General features: G+C 69.3%; 18 protein-coding genes and 1 pseudogene. 12 read left to right on the top strand and 7 right to left on the bottom strand.

What is annotated here, in order from left to right; genetic code table 11:
- Window positions 1-141 precede the first annotated feature (141 nt).
- Together C3489_RS10930 and C3489_RS38630 are read right to left on the bottom strand one after the other, a co-directional pair.
- The gene (locus C3489_RS10930) at window positions 142-2,613 is read right to left on the bottom strand and encodes a SpoIIE family protein phosphatase (RefSeq protein WP_107499741.1); all 2,472 of its coding nucleotides are present in this window, start codon (window positions 2,611-2,613) and stop codon (window positions 142-144) included.
- A 492-nt stretch (window positions 2,614-3,105) separates the two neighbouring features.
- Window positions 3,106-3,258 (bottom strand): hypothetical protein, encoded by a 153-nt coding sequence (locus tag C3489_RS38630; RefSeq protein WP_181139624.1) that lies wholly within the window; start codon window positions 3,256-3,258, stop codon window positions 3,106-3,108.
- 143 nt (window positions 3,259-3,401) lie between these two features.
- Here C3489_RS38630 and C3489_RS10935 point away from each other — a divergent pair, with 143 nt between their 5' ends.
- Complete coding sequence (locus C3489_RS10935; protein WP_258054637.1) at window positions 3,402-3,791, top strand: DUF6221 family protein; 390 nt, start codon at window positions 3,402-3,404, stop codon at window positions 3,789-3,791.
- 340 nt (window positions 3,792-4,131) lie between these two features.
- Here the strand turns inward: C3489_RS10935 and C3489_RS10940 are convergent, their stop codons facing one another.
- Entirely contained in the window at window positions 4,132-5,076 is a 945-nt protein-coding gene (locus tag C3489_RS10940; RefSeq protein ID WP_181139625.1) for a LysR family transcriptional regulator, read from the bottom strand.
- 143 nt (window positions 5,077-5,219) lie between these two features.
- Between C3489_RS10940 and C3489_RS39995 the strand changes: the two genes are divergently transcribed.
- The 6 genes from C3489_RS39995 (at window position 5,220) to C3489_RS10970 (ending at window position 10,902) form a co-directional block, all read left to right on the top strand.
- A complete protein-coding gene (locus C3489_RS39995) occupies window positions 5,220-5,297 on the top strand; it encodes a putative leader peptide (protein ID WP_352234107.1) in 78 nt (25 codons plus the stop codon).
- Between the two features lie 187 nt (window positions 5,298-5,484).
- Window positions 5,485-6,603 (top strand): dimethylsulfone monooxygenase SfnG, encoded by a 1,119-nt coding sequence (gene sfnG / locus C3489_RS10950; RefSeq protein ID WP_103781562.1) that lies wholly within the window; start codon window positions 5,485-5,487, stop codon window positions 6,601-6,603.
- 97 nt (window positions 6,604-6,700) lie between these two features.
- Window positions 6,701-7,918: an acyl-CoA dehydrogenase family protein gene (locus C3489_RS10955; RefSeq protein ID WP_103781563.1), complete on the top strand. Its 1,218-nt coding sequence runs from the start codon at window positions 6,701-6,703 to the stop codon at window positions 7,916-7,918.
- A gap of 55 nt (window positions 7,919-7,973) precedes the next feature.
- Window positions 7,974-8,528, top strand: a complete 555-nt coding sequence (gene ssuE, locus C3489_RS10960; protein ID WP_103781564.1) for an NADPH-dependent FMN reductase — start codon at window positions 7,974-7,976, stop codon at window positions 8,526-8,528.
- Between the two features lie 5 nt (window positions 8,529-8,533).
- Window positions 8,534-9,718, top strand: coding sequence for an SfnB family sulfur acquisition oxidoreductase (locus C3489_RS10965; protein ID WP_103781565.1), 1,185 nt, complete (start codon window positions 8,534-8,536; stop codon window positions 9,716-9,718).
- 41 nt (window positions 9,719-9,759) lie between these two features.
- Complete coding sequence (locus C3489_RS10970; RefSeq protein WP_103781566.1) at window positions 9,760-10,902, top strand: LLM class flavin-dependent oxidoreductase; 1,143 nt, start codon at window positions 9,760-9,762, stop codon at window positions 10,900-10,902.
- Window positions 10,903-11,368: 466 nt separating this feature from the next.
- Here the strand turns inward: C3489_RS10970 and C3489_RS38635 are convergent, their stop codons facing one another.
- The 3 genes and pseudogenes from C3489_RS38635 to C3489_RS10985 all read right to left on the bottom strand — a co-directional run bounded on the left by C3489_RS38635 (window position 11,369) and on the right by C3489_RS10985 (window position 13,347).
- A complete protein-coding gene (locus C3489_RS38635; protein ID WP_103781567.1) occupies window positions 11,369-11,656 on the bottom strand; it encodes an SDR family oxidoreductase in 288 nt (95 codons plus the stop codon).
- 32 nt (window positions 11,657-11,688) lie between these two features.
- Window positions 11,689-11,943: pseudogene (locus C3489_RS40000) on the bottom strand (DUF2795 domain-containing protein); the annotation flags it as partial.
- Between the two features lie 798 nt (window positions 11,944-12,741).
- Entirely contained in the window at window positions 12,742-13,347 is a 606-nt protein-coding gene (locus tag C3489_RS10985) for a hypothetical protein (RefSeq protein WP_146075303.1), read from the bottom strand.
- Between the two features lie 229 nt (window positions 13,348-13,576).
- Between C3489_RS10985 and C3489_RS10990 the strand changes: the two genes are divergently transcribed.
- The 3 genes from C3489_RS10990 to C3489_RS11000 all read left to right on the top strand — a co-directional run bounded on the left by C3489_RS10990 (window position 13,577) and on the right by C3489_RS11000 (window position 15,600).
- Window positions 13,577-13,930 carry a hypothetical protein gene (locus tag C3489_RS10990; RefSeq protein ID WP_103781569.1) on the top strand — a complete coding sequence of 118 codons (354 nt, stop codon included), beginning with the start codon at window positions 13,577-13,579 and terminating at the stop codon, window positions 13,928-13,930.
- 696 nt (window positions 13,931-14,626) lie between these two features.
- Window positions 14,627-15,190 (top strand): hypothetical protein, encoded by a 564-nt coding sequence (locus C3489_RS10995; protein ID WP_181139626.1) that lies wholly within the window; start codon window positions 14,627-14,629, stop codon window positions 15,188-15,190.
- The gene (locus C3489_RS11000) at window positions 15,187-15,600 is read left to right on the top strand and encodes an HNH endonuclease family protein (RefSeq protein ID WP_103781570.1); all 414 of its coding nucleotides are present in this window, start codon (window positions 15,187-15,189) and stop codon (window positions 15,598-15,600) included. The genes C3489_RS10995 and C3489_RS11000 overlap by 4 nt, the downstream gene beginning before the upstream one ends.
- Window positions 15,601-16,002: 402 nt before the next feature.
- On the opposite strand, the gene C3489_RS11010 is transcribed toward C3489_RS11000, so the two are convergent.
- On the bottom strand, window positions 16,003-16,989 hold the full coding sequence (locus C3489_RS11010) for a helix-turn-helix transcriptional regulator (RefSeq protein ID WP_103781572.1): 987 nt from the start codon (window positions 16,987-16,989) through the stop codon (window positions 16,003-16,005).
- Between the two features lie 278 nt (window positions 16,990-17,267).
- On the opposite strand from C3489_RS11010, the gene C3489_RS11015 reads away from it, so the two are divergent.
- Both C3489_RS11015 and C3489_RS11020 read left to right on the top strand, forming a co-directional pair.
- On the top strand, window positions 17,268-17,447 hold the full coding sequence (locus C3489_RS11015; RefSeq protein WP_103781573.1) for a hypothetical protein: 180 nt from the start codon (window positions 17,268-17,270) through the stop codon (window positions 17,445-17,447).
- A gap of 7 nt (window positions 17,448-17,454) precedes the next feature.
- Window positions 17,455-17,724, top strand: coding sequence for a hypothetical protein (locus tag C3489_RS11020; protein WP_103781574.1), 270 nt, complete (start codon window positions 17,455-17,457; stop codon window positions 17,722-17,724).
- The last annotated feature ends 155 nt before the right edge of the window (window positions 17,725-17,879 follow it).

The raw sequence follows: 17,879 nt of genomic DNA on the forward strand, positions 1-17,879 counted from the left end.
TTTCCCCGGAGCGTCGAGCACATCCCTGGCTCCTCGGATGAGGTCGCGCTGTGCCTGTTTGAGGGCCGTGCTGTGTTCACCGAACATGAGGGCACGCTGCGCGAAGTCCACGGCAGGAAGGCATTGCGTTCGCCTTCGCCACTATGGATTGCTGGATGGCGAAGCCGCCGGGGCCGGCATTTCTGCCCAGATGATCTTGCCGTCTGCGGTATGGCGCGTGCCCCAGCGCGCGGCGAACTGTGCCACCAGGAAGAGACCCCGCCCTCCTTCCTCGCCGAGTTTCGCCCGGCGTGGGTGGGGTGACGTGCTGCTGCCGTCCGAGACCGCGCAGATGAGACGGTTCTGGGTCCGGATCAGGCGCAGGGACACGGGGCCGCGGGCATGCCGGATAGCGTTGGTGACCAGTTCGCTAACGATCAGTTCCGCAGAGAAGGTCAGATCCTCAAGCCGCCAATGAGCAAGGCGCTCGCTGGTCAGGGACCGGGCTCGCGCAGCGCTTTCCGGTTCGAAGGCCAGCTCCAAGGAAGCGACGTTGTCGGCCGGCAGTGGGCGCGGCCGGGCGACCAGAAAGGCGACATCGTCTGGGGGGTGATCGGGCAGCAGGATGCGCTCCATGGTGCCGGTGATCTCTTCCAGGGGGCGGTCCGGATGGGCGAGCGCGAAGGCGAGTCGTGCCAGACCGATGTCCGTATCGGACTCGGAGGCCATGATCAGACCGTCGGTGTACAGCGCCAGGACGCAGTCGTCCGGGATTGTCATCTCCACCGATTCGAAAGGGATGCCGCCCACCCCGAGCGGGGGGCCGGTCGGGATGTCGCAGAACTCCACCGGCTTGTTCCTGTGCGCGAGGGCGAGGGGCGGATGCCCGGCGCTGGCGAACGTCGCACGGCGCGTGACCGAATCGTAGACGCCGTAAAGACAGGTGGCGCCGACCACTCCCTCCACGCCGAAGGGGTGCGCAGTCTCAGCCTCCTCGGCCAGACGCTGGACCAGGTCGTCGAGGTGGGCCAGCAGTTCCTCCGGCGGCAGATCCAGGTCGGCCAGCGTGTGCACGGCTGTGCGAAGCCGGCCCATGGTGGCTGCGGCACGCAGGCCATGACCGATGACGTCGCCGACCACCAGCCCCACCCGGCCGCAGGAGAGAGGCAGGACATCGAACCAGTCACCGCCCACGCCGGCCTCCGTGTCGGCGGGCAGATAGCGGTAGGCGGCTTCTACGGCGGCGTGGGCGGGCATTTCGTGCGGCAGCAAGCTGCGCTGCAGCATGAGACCGGAGTGGCGCTCCCTGGTGAACCGGCGTGCGTTGTCGATACAGACGGCGGCACGGGCAGCGAGTTCCTCAACGAGTAGCAGGTCCTCAGCGGTGAAAGGCTCGCGATTACGCCACCGCAGCAAGGTTGCCACTCCCATGGTCACCCCTCGCGCACGGAGCGGAACCACCATGTGGGAGTGGATGCCCAACTCCCGCATGCGCGCGCTGCGCACGGCGTCTTCCGCCAGCCAAGGACTGGACCGTGCCAGCACGGCGTTCAGCACTGGGTTCCCGCTTGCCAGACATTGCCACTGCGGGGACCCCTCCGTGTATCCGACCTTGCCGCCAGGTGGGACGACGGCTTCGGGCAGGTCCTCTCGGACGGACCGGTGGACGGCCCGGCGCATGTCCCCTGTCTGATCAAACAAGCGGACGTCGGGCTCTCCGCCGTCCAGAACGGCACCGAGCAAGTCGACAGCGATGAAGTCGGTGATCTCGGGCACCAGGACTTCGGCGAATTCCTCCACCGTGCGGCCGAGGTCCAGTGTGCTGCCGATGAGGACAGCGGCCTCATTCAGCAGCGCCAGTCTGTGCTGGGCCCGGTACAGATCTGTGACGTCGACCGATTCCTCACATACCCCCAGCGTCCGACCCGCTTCATCTTGCAATCGGTAGTAGGAGAGCGACCACACGTGTTCACGGTCGGGATCCGCGAGGGTACGTCCTTTGTACCGGAGATCGACGACGGTCCGCCCGGTAACGAGCACCTCGCTCATCAGCTGCGTCACCGAGGGCGGGTGTCCAGCCGAGAGCACCTGGCTGCCGGGGTACAGCTCACCTTCACTGCGCCCCAGATACTGCGTGAACTCTCCCGGCAACTCATCTCGCGCCGCGGCGTTGGCCCATGACACCCGCAGGTCAGGTCCGTAGATGGTCAGCGCCACCGGGGACTCGGCGGCAAGGCCGTGGAGCATGGCCTGCCGAAGCTGCCAATCCGCATGTTCCTCGGCGTCCGCCAGGAACAGGAGGAAGGCGGTGCCCGACGCCATGGCCGGAAGCTCGTACAGCGACGTCACGGCCCGGAGGAAGTGGCCGGACCGGTGACGTAGAACCGTGTGATCGGTCGGTCCGCCGTCCGGATTCGGGCGGAGCCAGTCCTCACGGGTTCCCTCGGCCTGCGCCGCCAGCGCGCCGATCGGTTGGCCGAGCATTTCTTTCGCGTGATAACCAAGCAGCTGCTCGGCCCGCGGGCTCCAGCCGGTCACCCATTTCCGGCTGTCCAGCGTGACGACGGCTGCGCGCGTGACACTCAGTGGGTCGCCCCGATCGTCCGCTCCCGGGGCAGTTGCCGATGTGGTCACCACATGTCCGTCCTCGCTGTACCAGCGGCTGCCGAGGCAGTCCGCGCGCTTCCTTCAAGGATCTGCTTGCGGGAGCGGAGGCACAACGCCTGCGCAGGAAGGTGCAGCACCGGCCGGACCTGCGGTGATCTCCGAAAGGCCCTGCTGGTGCCAGCGCCGAGCCGTGGCTGAGGGATCAGATGAGCGCTCGCAGGTGACGTGGTCGGGATGGCCCCCTGGGGACGAAACAGAATGCCCATGAGGCCCACACCGTCCCGGGTGAGGGCACGCCTGCTCCGACCGCCTCCGACTGCTGATAACGGACAAGAGGCGCACGTGTTTTCCGGAAGTTCACTGCGGGTGCATTCAGGTTTACTGGAGTACGTAACGAAATGCACTGCATGAAGAAGACAGTGATGTCGGAATCCTGGGCACCGACCCAGCGGGATCCTGCCGCACGAGGATCGTGCGGTGGGCGATGGCCGCCGAATAGCTGCTCTGGCTCAGGAATCCTTAGGGGCCGACGTGCCAGGAGTCCTCGCAGCGGAGGAGGGTGACGACACCGCCCTCCTCCACGGCTTGGCGGACCTCGTCCAGCAGCTCGGGCAGCACCGGCTCGTTGGAGTCCGGGTACGAGACGGGCCAGGTGTGCTCAGCGATGGGCATCGGTGCCTCCAGGGGGTTGGTCTTCCTTCATCCCCTGTCGCTCCAGGGCCCGCAACGGACAGCAACCCTCTGGGCAGAAATTTCGAAAGGCTGGGACCCAGGTGGATGATGAGCCCTTCAGCACCGACAAGGGGGGTAAGGCGATGAGAGATCTCGCAACCGCGGTGGTGTTCCTCAAGGCCAGTCTTCGCGAGGACGAAGCTGCTGCTCGCGCGGTGAAGCCCGGCAAGAACGAGGGCGTGGCAGGGTTGCAGGCCCGAGTCCTGGCCGACGTCGAGGCCAAGCGTCGCCTCGTGGCCTGGGTGGAGGCCAATCCTGGGACGAGATGGAAGGCGAACGCGGAGGCCGAGGACCTCCCCTTCTGGCAGAAGGCGATCGTGGATGTGATCGCCGATGTCCCTGAGTATTTCCGTAGCCCGGTGATCTACAGACTCCTCACGGCGTATGAAGACCACCCCGACTTCCAGCCCGAGTGGAAACTGATCAATGACGAGCCCGAGGGTGAGCCCGCCGACCACGAGAAGCGCCAGTGAACTCTGCGGCCCGCCAGGCGGCCCTGAAGCGCCAGGGTCTTGAGGAGACCGAGGCGTTCACCGCCGAGGTGCATCAGTCAGGAATTTAAATTCCTAGCGGCCTCCCAGAGCGAACTGGTTTCTGAGCACTTAAAGTCGCACGGGCAGGCGAGCGTCTGCCTCGCGCACGGCTTTGACCTGTGTCTTTGTCCGACGGAGACGTTTGCCGAGCCAGCGTGGTAAGGACGGTAGGAGAACCGAACGCGGTCGGTCTCGACACGTCGCAGGTCAGTGTTCCGGCCGGGGCCTTGCGGTCGGTGAGGAAGAGGGGGCCACCGTCGGTGGGCTCCGGACGGGCCGCTCAGTCCGCCCCGTCGGACGACCGGCCTCCCGGCGGGCTCAGCGTGCCGCCCAGTTCCTGCGCCCGGCGCAGGAACTCCTCCCGCAGTCCGCGCGCCGCCTGCGGCACGGACACGGCCCTGCGCAGTTGCAGCATCAGCAGCACCCGCGTCCCGGCGCCCGCCAGCGGCCGGTAGGTGATGGCACCCAGCCGCTCCAGCGGATCCCCGACGACGCTGAAGTCCGGCAGCACCGTGGCCCCGAGCCCCTCCGCCACCATCAGCTTGCCCATCTCCGCCCCGTCGGTGGAGTACGAGAAGGACGGGGTACGGCCGTTCAGCAGCCGGTGCACGTACCGGTGCATGACGTAACCGGAGCGCATCGCGATCAGGGGCTGGCTCAGCAGGTCGTCCACGGTCACCTCGGGGCGGGAGGCGAGCGGGCTGTCGGGCCGTACGCACACCACCGGCCGGCCGTGCAGGAGTTGCGTCGACTCCAGTGCGGCCGGCATGTCGTCCCCTTCCAGGTGATTGACCAGGCCGAGGTCGAAGCCGCCCTCGGTCAGGGCCCGGTGGATCTCCGTCTGCTGCGCGGCGACCACCTCGACCTGGGTGAGGGGGTGTGCGGCGCGGAAGGCGCGCACCACCGGAATGAGCAGCGGCACGGTCGCCGCGTTCACCGTTGCCACCCGCACCATGCGGCTGACGCGGTGCTGCTCGCCCGCCGCGGCCCGCAGCCGGTCCACCGCCTCCAGGACGCCGACGATGTGCGGCAGCAGTTCGCGGCCCTCCGCGCTCATCGTCGCCCCGGAGCGTTTGCGTTCCAGGAGGACGACGCCGAGTTCGCGTTCCAGGTTCCTGACGGTCTCGCTCAACGCCGGCTGGGACAGGCGCAGTTCCTCCGCGGCCCGGCGCAGCGAGCCCAGCCGGGTCACCGCGGCGATGTATTCCAGCTGTTCCGTTCGCACGGCAGCAGAATTCCCCTCACGGACGGAGCTGTTCAAGGGTTTCCCTGTCACACCTTCGTGAAATTCAGTGGGGTGCGCCGTAAAACCGGTCGGGTTTCCCTTGACGGCCTCGACCGGCGACTGCCACGATCGGCGGCATGACGATGCGACTGGACCTCACGCGGCGACGCCATGTCGACCTCGCGCGCGTTTCCAGCGCCTCCTGTCGCTCAGCGGCCTGACCCCCCAGAGATCTGCCGCTCCCTATCACGCCACGGCTTTCGTCGCACAGTTCGCTGCCGCGTTCCCGTCAGCGCCGTTGCAACAAAGCGGTTCTCGTATGCACCTGCTCATGTGAGTGATGTGGCGTTTCCTTTCGCCGGGATATGACGTCCCGGATCACACAGAATTCAGCAACAGGAGTTCCGCATGCCCGCGCCCGTGAAATTCGCCTATTGGGTCCCCAATGTCAGCGGGGGACTGGTCACCAGCACGATCGAACAGCGCACGGACTGGGGGTACGACTACAACCGCGAACTCGCCGTCCTCGCCGAGAACAACGGCTTCGAGTACGCGCTCAGCCAGGTTCGCTACATGGCCAGCTACGGTGCCGAGTACCAGCACGAGTCGACCAGCTTCAGCCTCGCCCTGCTCCTCGCCACCGAGCGTCTGAAGGTGATCGCCGCCGTTCATCCCGGCCTGTGGCACCCGGGCGTCCTCGCCAAACTGGGCGCCACCGCCGACCACCTGTCCGGCGGCCGTTTCGCCGTCAACGTCGTCAGCGGCTGGTTCAAGGACGAGTTCACCGCGCTCGGCGAGCCCTGGCTGGAGCACGACGAACGCTACCGCCGCTCCGAGGAGTTCATTCGCGCCCTGCGCCAGATCTGGACCGAGGACCACACCGAACTCGCCGGGGACTTCTACCGGTTGCGGGACTTCTCCCTCAAGCCGAAGCCCCTCAGCTCTCCCGGGCGACCGCACCCGGAGATCTTCCAGGGCGGCAACTCCACCGCCGCCCGCAGGATGGCCGGCCGGGTCTCCGACTGGTACTTCTCCAACGGCAAGGACTTCGACGGAGTCGTCGAGCAGATCCAGGACGTACGCGCCGCGGCGGACCGGGCGGGCCGTACGGCGCCCCGGTTCGGCCTCAACGGCTTCCTCATCGCCCGCGACACCGAGGCCGAGGCCCGCGACACCCTCCGCGAGATCGTCGCCAAGGCCGACTCCGAGGCCGTCGAGGGCTTCGGCGCCGCCGTACGGCAGGCGGGCCGGTCCACCGCCGACGGCAAGGGCATGTGGCAGGACTCCACCTTCGAGGACCTGGTCCAGTACAACGACGGTTTCCGCACCGGCCTGATCGGCACCCCCGAACAGATCGCGGAACGCATCGTCGCCTACCGCCGCCTCGGCGTCGACCTCCTGCTCCTCGGCTTCCTGCACTACCACGAGGAGGTCGCCTACTTCGGCAAGCGCGTGCTGCCCCTCGTCCGCGAACTGGAGGCGCAACTCCCCGAGGACGAGCCCCGCCCTGCGCCCGCGCATGCCTGATCTCCTGCCCGGCTCCCGCCTCACCCCCTCCCCTTACCGACGCCACACCCGCACCGCCGCGCACCCCACCGCACGCACCACGAAAGAGGTCACCCCCATGAGCACCCCCACGGCCACCGCCTGGCAGAACCGCCCCGCCCCGACAACCGCCCAGGACTGGATCGCGCGCGCCGCCGAGGTCGCCGCCGTTCTCGCCACCGACGCCGCCGCCCGGGACCGCGCTGGAGCCACCCCGTACGCCGAGGTGCAGCTGCTGAAGGACGCGGGCCTGGTCACTCTGCTCGGGCCCGTGGAGCACGGCGGCGCCGGCCAGGACTGGCCCACCGCCTACCGCGTCGTCCGCGAGGTCGCCAAGGCCGACGGGTCCATCGGCCAGCTCCTCGGCTACCACTACCTGTGGAACTGGGCCGCCCGCCTGGTCGGCACCCGCGAGCAGTGGGAGCACGTCGAGGCCGAGGCCGCGCGCAACCGCTGGTTCTTCGGCGGGGCCGTCAACCCGCGCGACAACGACGTCGTCGTCACGGAAGACGGCGACGACCTCGTCTTCACCGGCCGCAAGACCTTCTCCACCGGCAGCAAGGTCTCCGACGTCACCGTCCTCGAAGGCGTCCTGGAGGGCACCGACCAGCACGTCTTCGCGATCGTGCCCTCCGACAGCGAGGGCCTGACCTTCCACGACGACTGGGACAACATCGGCCAGCGGCTGACCGAGAGCGGAAGCGTCACCATCGACGGCGTGCGCACCCCGTGGTCCTCGGCGGCCGGCTACGTCGACAAGCAGTTCCAGGCGCGCACCTACAACACCCTCAACGTGCCCACCATCCAGCTAGTCTTCGTCAACTTCTACCTCGGCATCGCGGGCGGCGCGCTGGAGACGGCGGCCACCTACACCCGGAGCAAGACCCGGCCCTGGCTGCACGGCGGCCACGAGCGGGCGGTCGACGAGCCGTACGTCATCGACACCTACGGCGATCTCACCGCGAAGCTCTGGGCGGCCGAGGCGCTCGCCGACGCCGTCGCCGCCGAGGGCCAGAAGCTGCACGACGACCCCGACGCCGTCACCGAGCGGGCGCGCGGCGAGTTCGAGGTGCGGGTCGCCGCGGTCAAGGCGCGCGCCACCGACGTCGCCCTGGAAGTCACCAGCCGCATCTTCGAGGTGACGGGCGCCCGCTCCACGACCACCGCCGAGGGACTGGACCGCTTCTGGCGCAACGTCCGCACCCACACCCTGCACGACCCCGTCGCCTACAAGCGCCGCGAGGTCGGCCGCTGGGTCCTGGAGGGCGAACTGCCCGAACCGACCTGGTACTCCTGACCCTCCCCCGGGGCGCCCGCCTCACGGGCGCCCCGCCCGCCCCGAAAGAGGACCCATGGCCACCGTCCTGTCCGTCTCCGGCAGCCCCTCCGTCTCCTCCCGCACCCAGCGCCTGCTGCGCCACCTCGACGACCGGCTCCTCGCGCAGGGCCATGACGTGATCGCGCTGGACGTGCGCACTGTTCCCGCCGAGGCCCTGCTGGGTGCCGACTTTCGGCATCCCGCCATCGTCGAGGCCGCCGAGCTGTTCGCCCGCGCGGACGGCGTCGTCGTCGCCACGCCCGTCTACAAGGCGTCGTACTCCGGCGTCCTCAAGGCACTGCTCGACCTGCTCCCGCAGTACGCCCTCGCCGGCAAGACCGTGCTGCCGCTGGCCACCGGCGGATCGACCGCCCACGTCCTGGCCATCGACTACGCGCTGCGTCCGGTCCTCAGCTCGATGGGTGCGGCGCACATCGTGCAGGGCTGGTTCACCCTCGACAAGGACATCACCGTCCGCGACGACGGCTCCCTCGCCGTCGCCGCCCAAGCCGACGAGGGCCTGGCCCGGGTGGTCGACCAGTTCTCGGCGGCTCTGGGCAGCAGCCTGGTCCTCGCAGCGGCGGGCTGAGCCCTATGACCGCGCATGTGATCGCCGACGACGCCGAAGCCCTCGCCGTCGCCGCCGCGCTGGCGAAGGAGTTCCGCGCCGGTGCCTCCGCCCGCGACGCCGAACGCCGCCTGCCGCACGCCGAGGTGGACAAGCTCTCCGCGTCGGGCCTGCTCGCCGTCACCGTCCCCGCCGCACACGGCGGCGCCGACGTCGGCGCGCTCACCCTCGCCGAGATCTTCCGGCTGCTGGCGTCGGCCGACGGCAGCCTCGCCCAGATCCCGCAGAGCCACTTCGTCTACGTCAACGTCGTCCGCCGCCAGGGCACCGAGGAACAGCGGAAGTTCTTCTTCGCCGAGGTCCTCGCCGGGCGCCGCTTCGGCAACGCCCAGTCGGAGGCGGGCACCCGGCACGTCCAGGACATCCGCACCCGCCTGACACCACGCCCTGACGGCTCCTACGTCCTCACCGGCGTCAAGCACTACGCCACCGGTGCGCTGTTCGCCGACTGGATCCCGGTCCTCGCCCGCGCCGAGGACGACGAGCTGCACGTGGCGTACGTCCCGCGGGACGCGCCCGGCCTCACCGTGATCGACGACTGGGACGGCATGGGTCAGCGCACGACGGCCAGCGGCACCGTGCGGCTCGACGCCGTGCCCGTACCGGCCGACCGTGTCCTGCCCCATCACCTCACCTTCCGCGGACCCCAGCTGCACGGCGCGGTGGCCCAGTTGCTGCACGCCGCGATCGACACGGGGATCGCCGGGGGTGCCCTGGCCGAAGCCGCCGCGTTCGTCCGCACCAAGAGCCGGCCCTGGTTCGAAAGCGGCACCCAAACGGCGGCCGAGGACCCGCTGCTCATCCAGCGGTTCGGTGAACTCGCCCTGCGGGTGCGGGCCTCCGAGGCGCTGCTGCGCGAAGCCGCCCGCACGGTGGACGCGGCACTCACCGGCCTGACCGACGACTCCGCGGCCGAGGCGTCGATCGCCGTGGCCGCCGCGAAGGCCCACGCGGCCGACACCGCGGTGGAAGTGGCCGGCGCCCTGTTCGAGGTGGCCGGCACCCGGGCCGCCCTCGACTCGCTCAACCTCCACCGTCACTGGCGCGACGCCCGCACCCACACCCTGCACGACCCGGCGCGCTGGAAGATCCAGCACATCGGCCGGTACGTGCTGAACGGCACCCGACCGCCACGCCACGGCCTGCTCTAGCGAGCCGGCTGCCCGCGGCGGACCTGCAGATCGGAGTTTTCGTGTCCCTCACCTTCCACTGGTTCCTCCCCACCAACGGCGACAGCCGTCATGTCGTCGGCGGCGGCCACGGCACCCCGGCATCCCCGTCTGGACGGGACCGGCCGCCGACGGTGGCGTACCTGAGCCAGATCGCCCGCGCGGCCGAGGATCTGGGGTTCGTCGGTGCGCTCACCCCGACGGGCGCCTGGTGCGAGGACGCGTGGCTGACCACGGCGATGGTGTCCCAGCACAGCGAGCGCCTGAAATTCCTCGTCGCCTTTCGCCCCGGCTTCGTCTCCCCGACGCTCGCCGCGCAGATGGCGTCCACCTTCCAGCGGCAGAGCGGCGGACGGCTCCTGCTGAACGTCGTCACGGGCGGCGAGAGCCACGAGCAGCGCGCCTACGGCGACTTCCTCGACAAGGACGCCCGCTACCGCCGTACCGGCGAGTTCCTGCACATCGTGCGGGCCTTGTGGGAGGGCGCGACGGTCGATCTGGCGGGCGAGCATCTGAGAGTGGAGGAGGCCCGGCTCGCACGGGTGCCCGACCCGGTGCCGCAGGTGTACTTCGGAGGCTCCTCCCCGGTGGCGGGCGAGGTCGCCGCCCGGTACGCCGACGTGTACCTCACGTGGGGCGAGCCGCCCGCCCAGGTCGCCGAGAAGATCACCTGGATCCGGGAACTGGCCGCCGAGGAGGGCCGTACCGTCCGTTTCGGCATCCGCCTGCACGTCATCACCCGCGACACCTCCGCACAGGCGTGGGCCGAGGCGGACCGTCTGCTGGCGGGCTTCGACCCGCAGACGGTGCGATCCGTGCAGGCCGGGCTCGCCCGCAGCGAGTCGGAGGGGCAGCGGCGCATGCTCGCCCTGCACCAAGGGAGCCGGGACGGTCTGGAGATCCACCCCAATCTCTGGGCCGGCATCGGCCTGGTCCGCGGCGGCGCGGGCACCGCGCTGGTGGGCAGCCACGAGGAGGTCGCCGAACGGATCCGGGAGTACCACGCCCTCGGCATCGAGGAGTTCGTGCTCTCCGGTTATCCGCACCTGGAGGAGGCGTACTGGTTCGGGGAGGGTGTGCTGCCGCGGCTCGCGGCCCAGGGCCTGTGGCACCACCCGCACACCCCACGGCCGCAGCAGGCGGCACAGGTGCCCTTCGCGAGCTGAGGCCGGCCGAGAACCTCGGCCCTGCCTCGCTGTACGCCGGGTTCTCCAGAAGCCCGGTCAGCTCCATGCACCGTTCGAGCGGACGCTGCTGGGGCCGCTGAGGGAGTTGCTTGGCGGCGAGGAGGTACCGGCCACCGGCGACCGTCTGCGACGAGCAGCGCACGACCGGGTTGGCGGCGGTCGCGCCCGAGGCCGTCGCCGGCGCGCAGCCTGACGGAGGGCATCGTCGAGGAGCATCACCAAGCCGCGGCACATCAGGTGCTGCCGTTGGTCGCCGCGGTGCCGAACACGGCCGTGGTGGCCGCGTACCGAGAAGGCCGGGGGACACCCCGGAGTCCCTCGCGGCGCTGGCCGAGTACGGCTACGGCGTAACCCTGTACCGCAGCGAGGCCGGCACCGGGAACGCGCGGTGGTCGGACGCGACGCCCAAGGTGCGTCTGGAAGTCAGGATTGTCGATGCCGGCGATCACAGGGTTTTGATGAGGCCGCCATCGATGACGAAGTCTGCGCCGGTGATGTTGCCGGCACGCTCGCCTGCCAGGAACAGGACGAGGTCGGCGACTTCTTCGGGCCGGGTGAAACGGCCAGTGGCAGACTCGGCGGCGGCCCGCTTGGCCACTTCGTCGGCAGCCAGGCCCGACGCCTGGGCAACCGTGGCCGCGACGCCCGTGGCGCCGAGCCACAACGGGGTGGCGACCGGGCCAGGGCTGACGGTGTTGACGCGGATGCCGCGCGGCCCGACCTCCTTGGACAGGGCCTTGCAGAAGTTGGCTCCACGTCCGCGCCGTCCTGATACTCACGGTCAGGGATCTTGGACAGCAGCGGAAGCATGGCCGACCGGTCGATGAGGTCCGCATCCGGGTCCGGCGCCTGCTGTACCTTCTCCAGCAGATCCTTTTTGCTGCACGGCCACGTGATGGCCAGCCTGGTAAGCAGGTCACCCAGGGTGAAGGGCACTTCCGCGCCGACAAGCGGTGGCAGGTTGGGGGCCATGTGGTCCTCCGGACGGGGTAGTTCAGGGATCCGTGTGGTGTCCGACATGCCCACCCTCCGGGGGCGTCCCTCCCCAGCGCACGCCGACGTACTCCAGCCGGATCAACGCCACCCCCGTACGTCCTGCGTGTGCACAGGCCGCCGACCGCTGCCGGGCAGCCCTCGCGGCAGTGGCCGAAGTATGGAACTCCACCGTCCGACTACCCCAGCCGGCAGCACCACCCGAGGAAAACCGCAGCCTACGGCTGTCCGCCGCCGACCCTCGGGACCGCGGCCCCGCCCGCGAGCGGGCTCGTGTGACCGGGCTAAAGCGCCGAGACCAAGCCGCCGAAGGGGCTGTCCGACCGGCCCTAGGCAGCGCCCGCGCCATCATCGACAGGTCGGACATCGCGCCTAGAGCGTCATCGCGGATGCAGGTCATCCACGTCACGACGGCCACGGCCGCTGCCGAAAGGGGCAGCACCTTGCGGTTGTCCGCTGCCAGCTGCACCCCCTGGGCCGTCTTCTGCCGCACCGGTTCGCGAGCCTTGTCCTGCCAGATCCGCCCCGGCCCGCGCCGCCCTGGTCCGTGCCTGCTCGGCGGCTTCGGCGGCCTTGTCCTTGACCGGAGCGGGCACCTTTTCCTGCGCTTGGTGCGCGAACCGGTTGCCTTGGCCTTCAGTTCGTCGCTCTTGACGGCAGCCTGCTCCGCCAGGCCTCGCCACCCGCTAGGAGAAGACCGCGATGATGTCTGGCCGGACTCTGCATCGCGGGCTCTTTCCTCTGGGCCGCATGATGCTTCAGACAGAGATGGCGCAAGGGGCGGCGGGCAAGCGGGCCGGGCCCTCCTCGCTGTCTCTGGCACTACTACGCCTCGTCGAAGTACAACGGCGACAGCCTGGCTCCCCGCTCCGCATCATCAACGTCAGGCGGCGTGACGTGGGCGAGGTCACCGTCGATCGGGATGTCGAACTTCCGGCCGATCTCCGCGATGGCAACTCCAACCCGGCCGCGCAGCACACCCAGCGCCTGGAGCCCATACGCCCATTGGACCCGATCCCGATCCCTGGCCCACCGGATCGGATCCCGACCGCTGGGCGGGGCCTCCGGGAAGGTTCTCTCGGTCAACCTGCGTGCTGACTCCATATCTGTCAGCCATTGCCTCACAGCGGCGCGCATCGCGCGCACTTGCTCCCGCAGTTCCTCGGACTCGCACTGCTCGACCTGCTCGTTCAGATAGGTACGCAGCGCCTCGATGGATCCCCAGGACCCATTTTCCTCTTCGAGATCATAAGGCGCATGGAGCACCCGGTGGTCCTCCAAGCGGAGCAGGATCGATCTTGCCCGCTCGCGCTCACTCTGGCTGAACTCCACGCTGGCGCTCTGACCGAAGAACGAGAAGCTGATCGTCCGTAACCGACCGCGCCAGCGCCAGCGCCACTGCTTGAACATCCCCACCTCCAGCTCTGCCAACAGCCAGCATTCCGCACTCCAAGTGGAGAGGCCATGTCGACCCTATTGGGCGGCGGGGCGATGTTGAGGTTGCTGTTGATGGTGAGCTTGGTGACGGAGTCGAAGGCTTCGCGCGTCCATGACGAGGCCGAGGTGGTAGGCGGTCATGTGCGCGGTCTCCTGTGGCGCCGACGGGGTCCGTACAGTTCGGGCCTGGTACGCACGGAACGGCAAGATCACAAGCTCGATCATGAGGCCCGGAGCGAAGCTCACCGAGAGCGAGACCGAGCAGCGTGACCAGGCCCGCCTCGCCTGCCCGGACATCGCCCGCGCCTGCGACCTGGCCCGCGTCTTCCAGGACATGGTCCGCAACCGCCGAGGTCACCTCCTGCTGGAATGTATCCGCCAGGCTGAAGGCGACGGCCAAGGGCCCATGCGGTCCTTCGCCGGATTCCTCCGCCAGGACCTCGACGCCGTCACCGCTGGCCTCACCCACGCTTGGAGTTTGGTGGAAGGTCACGTCCACCGCGTGAAGACCCTCATGCGGGCCATATACGGCGCATCCGTCCGTCTCCTCCGCATCCGGACCCTCACCCGACCATGAAGTCCACGGAACTGCGGACAGAGCCATTTTCAAAGATGCGGTAGGCGATGAAGGGCGAACCGTGACCAGCGCGGCCCAGTATCGACGAAGCGCCTGAGGGGGGCAGGGATGCGCATGACGGCTCATCGACCGCAGTGCGCCTAGCAGGCCGCCGGTCCGCTGAGAAAGCGGCGCGCTGCTGGACAGATGGTGATGAGGCTGCAGCCCGCGGAGGCTGCCCGCGTCCACCAAAGGCCGCCCGAAGGCGGCGGGTGCAAGAGGGCGCCCGGGAGCGCTTGAATGCATATACCTGCCCTTCTGTGCGCTGGCGCTCGCTCCATGCGGTGAACTGCGCGCGCCTTGCCTGGCCGAACTTCGAAACACCCCGTTGACTGGGCGCTCGCTCTCAACACATGTCACCAACAAGCAAGAACAGCCATAAGTGATCAGCCGGTGCGTCGGGGGCAGACGCAGGAATCCAGCCAGTCCCGGTTGGCTGTGGTGCGCTCGGCACCGAGTCGCTCGCACTGGCTGATTGGGGCACGAAAGGGTCAATGCGCCCCGCGACTGCACGTGACGGCGGCGTATCGGTTGGGTGGTGCCACCCGGCGGTGGCCTGCCGTCCCAGTCCTGTCCTGCCGCAATGAGCAAGGTGAACGATCAGATCAGGTGTGGTCTGCCGGGCTGTGGGTCCGACGTGGACGCAGGAGGTTTGTGATGGCACTGACGCAGTGGACGAAAGCGGTCGAGTGGCTGGCCGCCGCCGCTCGGGAGCCCCGGTTGTGCAAGCGGGACTGGCAGTACAGCACCACCGGCATCCACCTCCTGGCCGCTGGACGATTCTGGGACGTCCTGATAGTCCCCGCCTGCCTCGGCTTGCGGACAGCCGACATCCTGGCCGGCCTGCCTCGCCTCGAACCCGGCCCGGTACTGCTGGACAGCAGGCGGCAGCACGTCGGCTTCTTCCTGCCGCCCGACCCCGCGAGCATCTGGGCCGGACACAACATCCGCTACCTCACCACGGGCAGCTGGATCGCCACGCCTGCGCCCCACTGCCGCTGGGGCGATCTGAGCTGGATCTGTCCCCCCGACGGCAGTGGCATCCTGAACGCACCAGCGGCCCTGGAACTCGCCCTGCACATGGCCATGGACGAACTGGCCCGTAACCACGGCAGCTCGCACGATCGCGCCGCCCCCCACCGGGCTGACACCCCCCATTCGGCTTCCCTCGCGCGAGGGAAGCCGGACGATCCGTGGCATGGATGTGATCAGCGAGGGTGACGCGCCCGCGCTGCGCGCTGAGCGGGGGAGAGTGGTACAGCCCGTATGGCGACGGCTACATCCAAGGGCCCGGGCGCGGCCTGGACATCGACCACCTCGTGCCGCTCGCCGAGGCCTGGGATTCCGGGACTTCCGCGTGGTCGGCCGCGGAGCGGGAGGCCTACGCCAACGACCTGGGCGACGACCGCGCGCTGATCGCGGTGTCGGCGGCGTCGAACGGGTCGAAGGCGGACCAGGATCCGACCACGTGGCTGCCGCCGGCGGAGGGATATCGCTGCCAGTGCGTCACCGGCTGGATCGCCGACAAGCTGCGCTGGAGCCTGAGCATCGACCCCAGCGAAGCGGCCGCCCTGTCGGAGAACCTCAGCCGCTGCCCCAACGTGCCGATCACCGTACCGCTTGCTCGCTAGGAGGGGACGGGCAGGTTCCTGGGGAGGTCGGCCTTGGCCCAAGCTACGGGCATGGTCCTTTTCTGTCCCTGCCGGCATCGCCGAGCGGTCCTCGAAGACGGGTTGGCCCGAAGGACTCTCACCGCGCCGTTCACCCTGTGCCCCGCCATGATCGGCAGGGGCTTCGGCGAAAGAACAGGCGCCCGGCCTCCGAGCCGGGCGCCTGCAGTGGCTGTCAGCCTCCCCGCGCAATTTGTCGCAGTAATTCCTGGTCCTTGACGGGCCGGTCACACGGCCTTGTCCCAGGAGCGGCGCCGATGGGCGTCGGTGCAGGAGCCGCCGACAGTCCCAGGAGGCCTGGTGGGCCGGCCGGCCGTACCAGGAGGCACGGCGGGCCGGCCGGCGGTCCAGACGTAATCGCCGTCAGAGCCACCCCCGCTGGGCCGCCTTGAGCCCCGCCTCGAACCTGCTTGTGGCGTTGAGGCGTTCCATCAGGGCGGCCATCTGCCGGCGCACCGTCCGCAGGGAAACGCCGAGGCGCTTGCCGGCGGCCTCGTCGGTGAGGCCGGAGGCGAGGAGCTTGAGCAGCTCCTGTTCCTGTGCGGAAAGTCCGCGCTCGTCCTGGCGGGGGCGGTCCGCGCCCAGGGGCACGGCGGAATGCCAGGTCTGTTTGAAGAGGCTGATCAATGAGGCGACGATGCCGGGAGACCGGGTGCACAAGGCACCCGCCCGGGAGTTCTCGGGGTCGATGGGCACCACCGCGACGGTACGGTCGAAGATGAGCAGTCGGGAGGGAAGGACCGGACTCGTGCGCACCTGTGCCCCCTCCTCGGTCAGCCAGCGCGCGTAGGCGAGCATGTCCGGATCGTTGCGCACGCTGTCCTGGTAGACGGTCTTCATCCGCACTCCGCGGCGTAGCGCGTCCGCATCGAGCGGGCGTGAGGCCTGGCGGCTCGCCGCCGACTGGGGGCCGCCCGGAATGATGGACATGCACTCCGAGGCCAGTTCGGCGGCCAGCACCTCCAGCCGGTTCTGAATGGCGTCCAGACCCACCAGCCGCTCCGCCCCGTCCACCTCGGTGTTGGGGCGCAGCGAGGCGTACTCCGCGACGGCGGCGGCCGCCGCCGCCCTGCTCTCGGCGAGCTGCTGCTGGCGTCTGGCCAGCTCCTCCTCCTGGCGTCTCAGGATCAGCTCAAGCCCCAATTGGGGACTCACGGGCCGCAGTCCGCCGCTGTACTCGCGGGAATCTCGCAGCAGTCCCAGGTCGACCAACTGGTCGAGTCCCTCGCGCACCGCCGACTCCTCCAGGCCGAGATGTGCGCACAACTCGGCCACGCCGTACGACGGTTCGGCGAGCATTCCTCGGTAGACGGCCTCCACATGGGATTCCAGCCCGAGCGTCTCAAACACTTACAACCCCCCCAGGTCGTGGATGCAACGCATGGCGGCACGCGGCCGCCCGGTGATCATAGACGCATCCTGGCACCAAGGTGCCAGGCACTGTGGTGCCACCTGGAACCCCTTTTCGGCAGGTCAGCGCGCCAGCAGGATGGTGATCACCGGAACGGCGGGGGCAACCACCCCGACCCGGGCCAGGTCCGCAAGGACGTTCCGGTGCAGCGCGCACAGCGGGTGTCCGCACCCGTTCTGTCCATCCCGTCCGTCCAAGCCTGTTCCGGGGGTTTCCCATGTCCCGCACGATGCGTATCGCCGCTGCCGCCGTCCTGACCGCCGTGCTGTCCGCCGCTTCGGCCGTCACAGCGTCCGCCGACTCGGTCACGGGTGACTCGGCGACGACCACGACCGCGAGCATCAGCTGGGACACGCCGGCACCGGTGATCGCTCCCGACAGCATCAGCTGGGACTGAGCCCGCCGTGCGCGTGATCCGAGCGAGCCTGGTCGGTGACGCCCGCCGTCCCGCACCGAAGGGCCCCGTGTCCGTCGTGCACGACCTGTTATGGGCCCACGCCGTGCCCACCGACGGCCTGGAGCACATCCGGGTGAAGTCGGCCGACCACGGCATGGACGTCTTCCTCTTCATGCGCGCCCCTTCCGACTCCGACGCCCTGAGGCAGGTGTGCGCACTGCTCGACCGGGCCCACCACCCGCTTCGTTGCCAGGGGTACCGCGTCCGCGACCCGTGAGTTGTCGGCCGACCAGCACGGCCTCTGCGCGCACCCAGCCCAGTTCCGCTTTCCATCTGTCTCCCGGAGACCCGCCATGCCCCGCACCGCACGACCGCGCTCCGTCCGACTCACCGTCATGGCCGGCGCCGCAGCGCTCGCCGCCACTGCCCTCT

This window comes from Streptomyces sp. Ru71 (assembly GCF_002920535.1).
Taxonomy (GTDB): domain Bacteria; phylum Actinomycetota; class Actinomycetes; order Streptomycetales; family Streptomycetaceae; genus Streptomyces.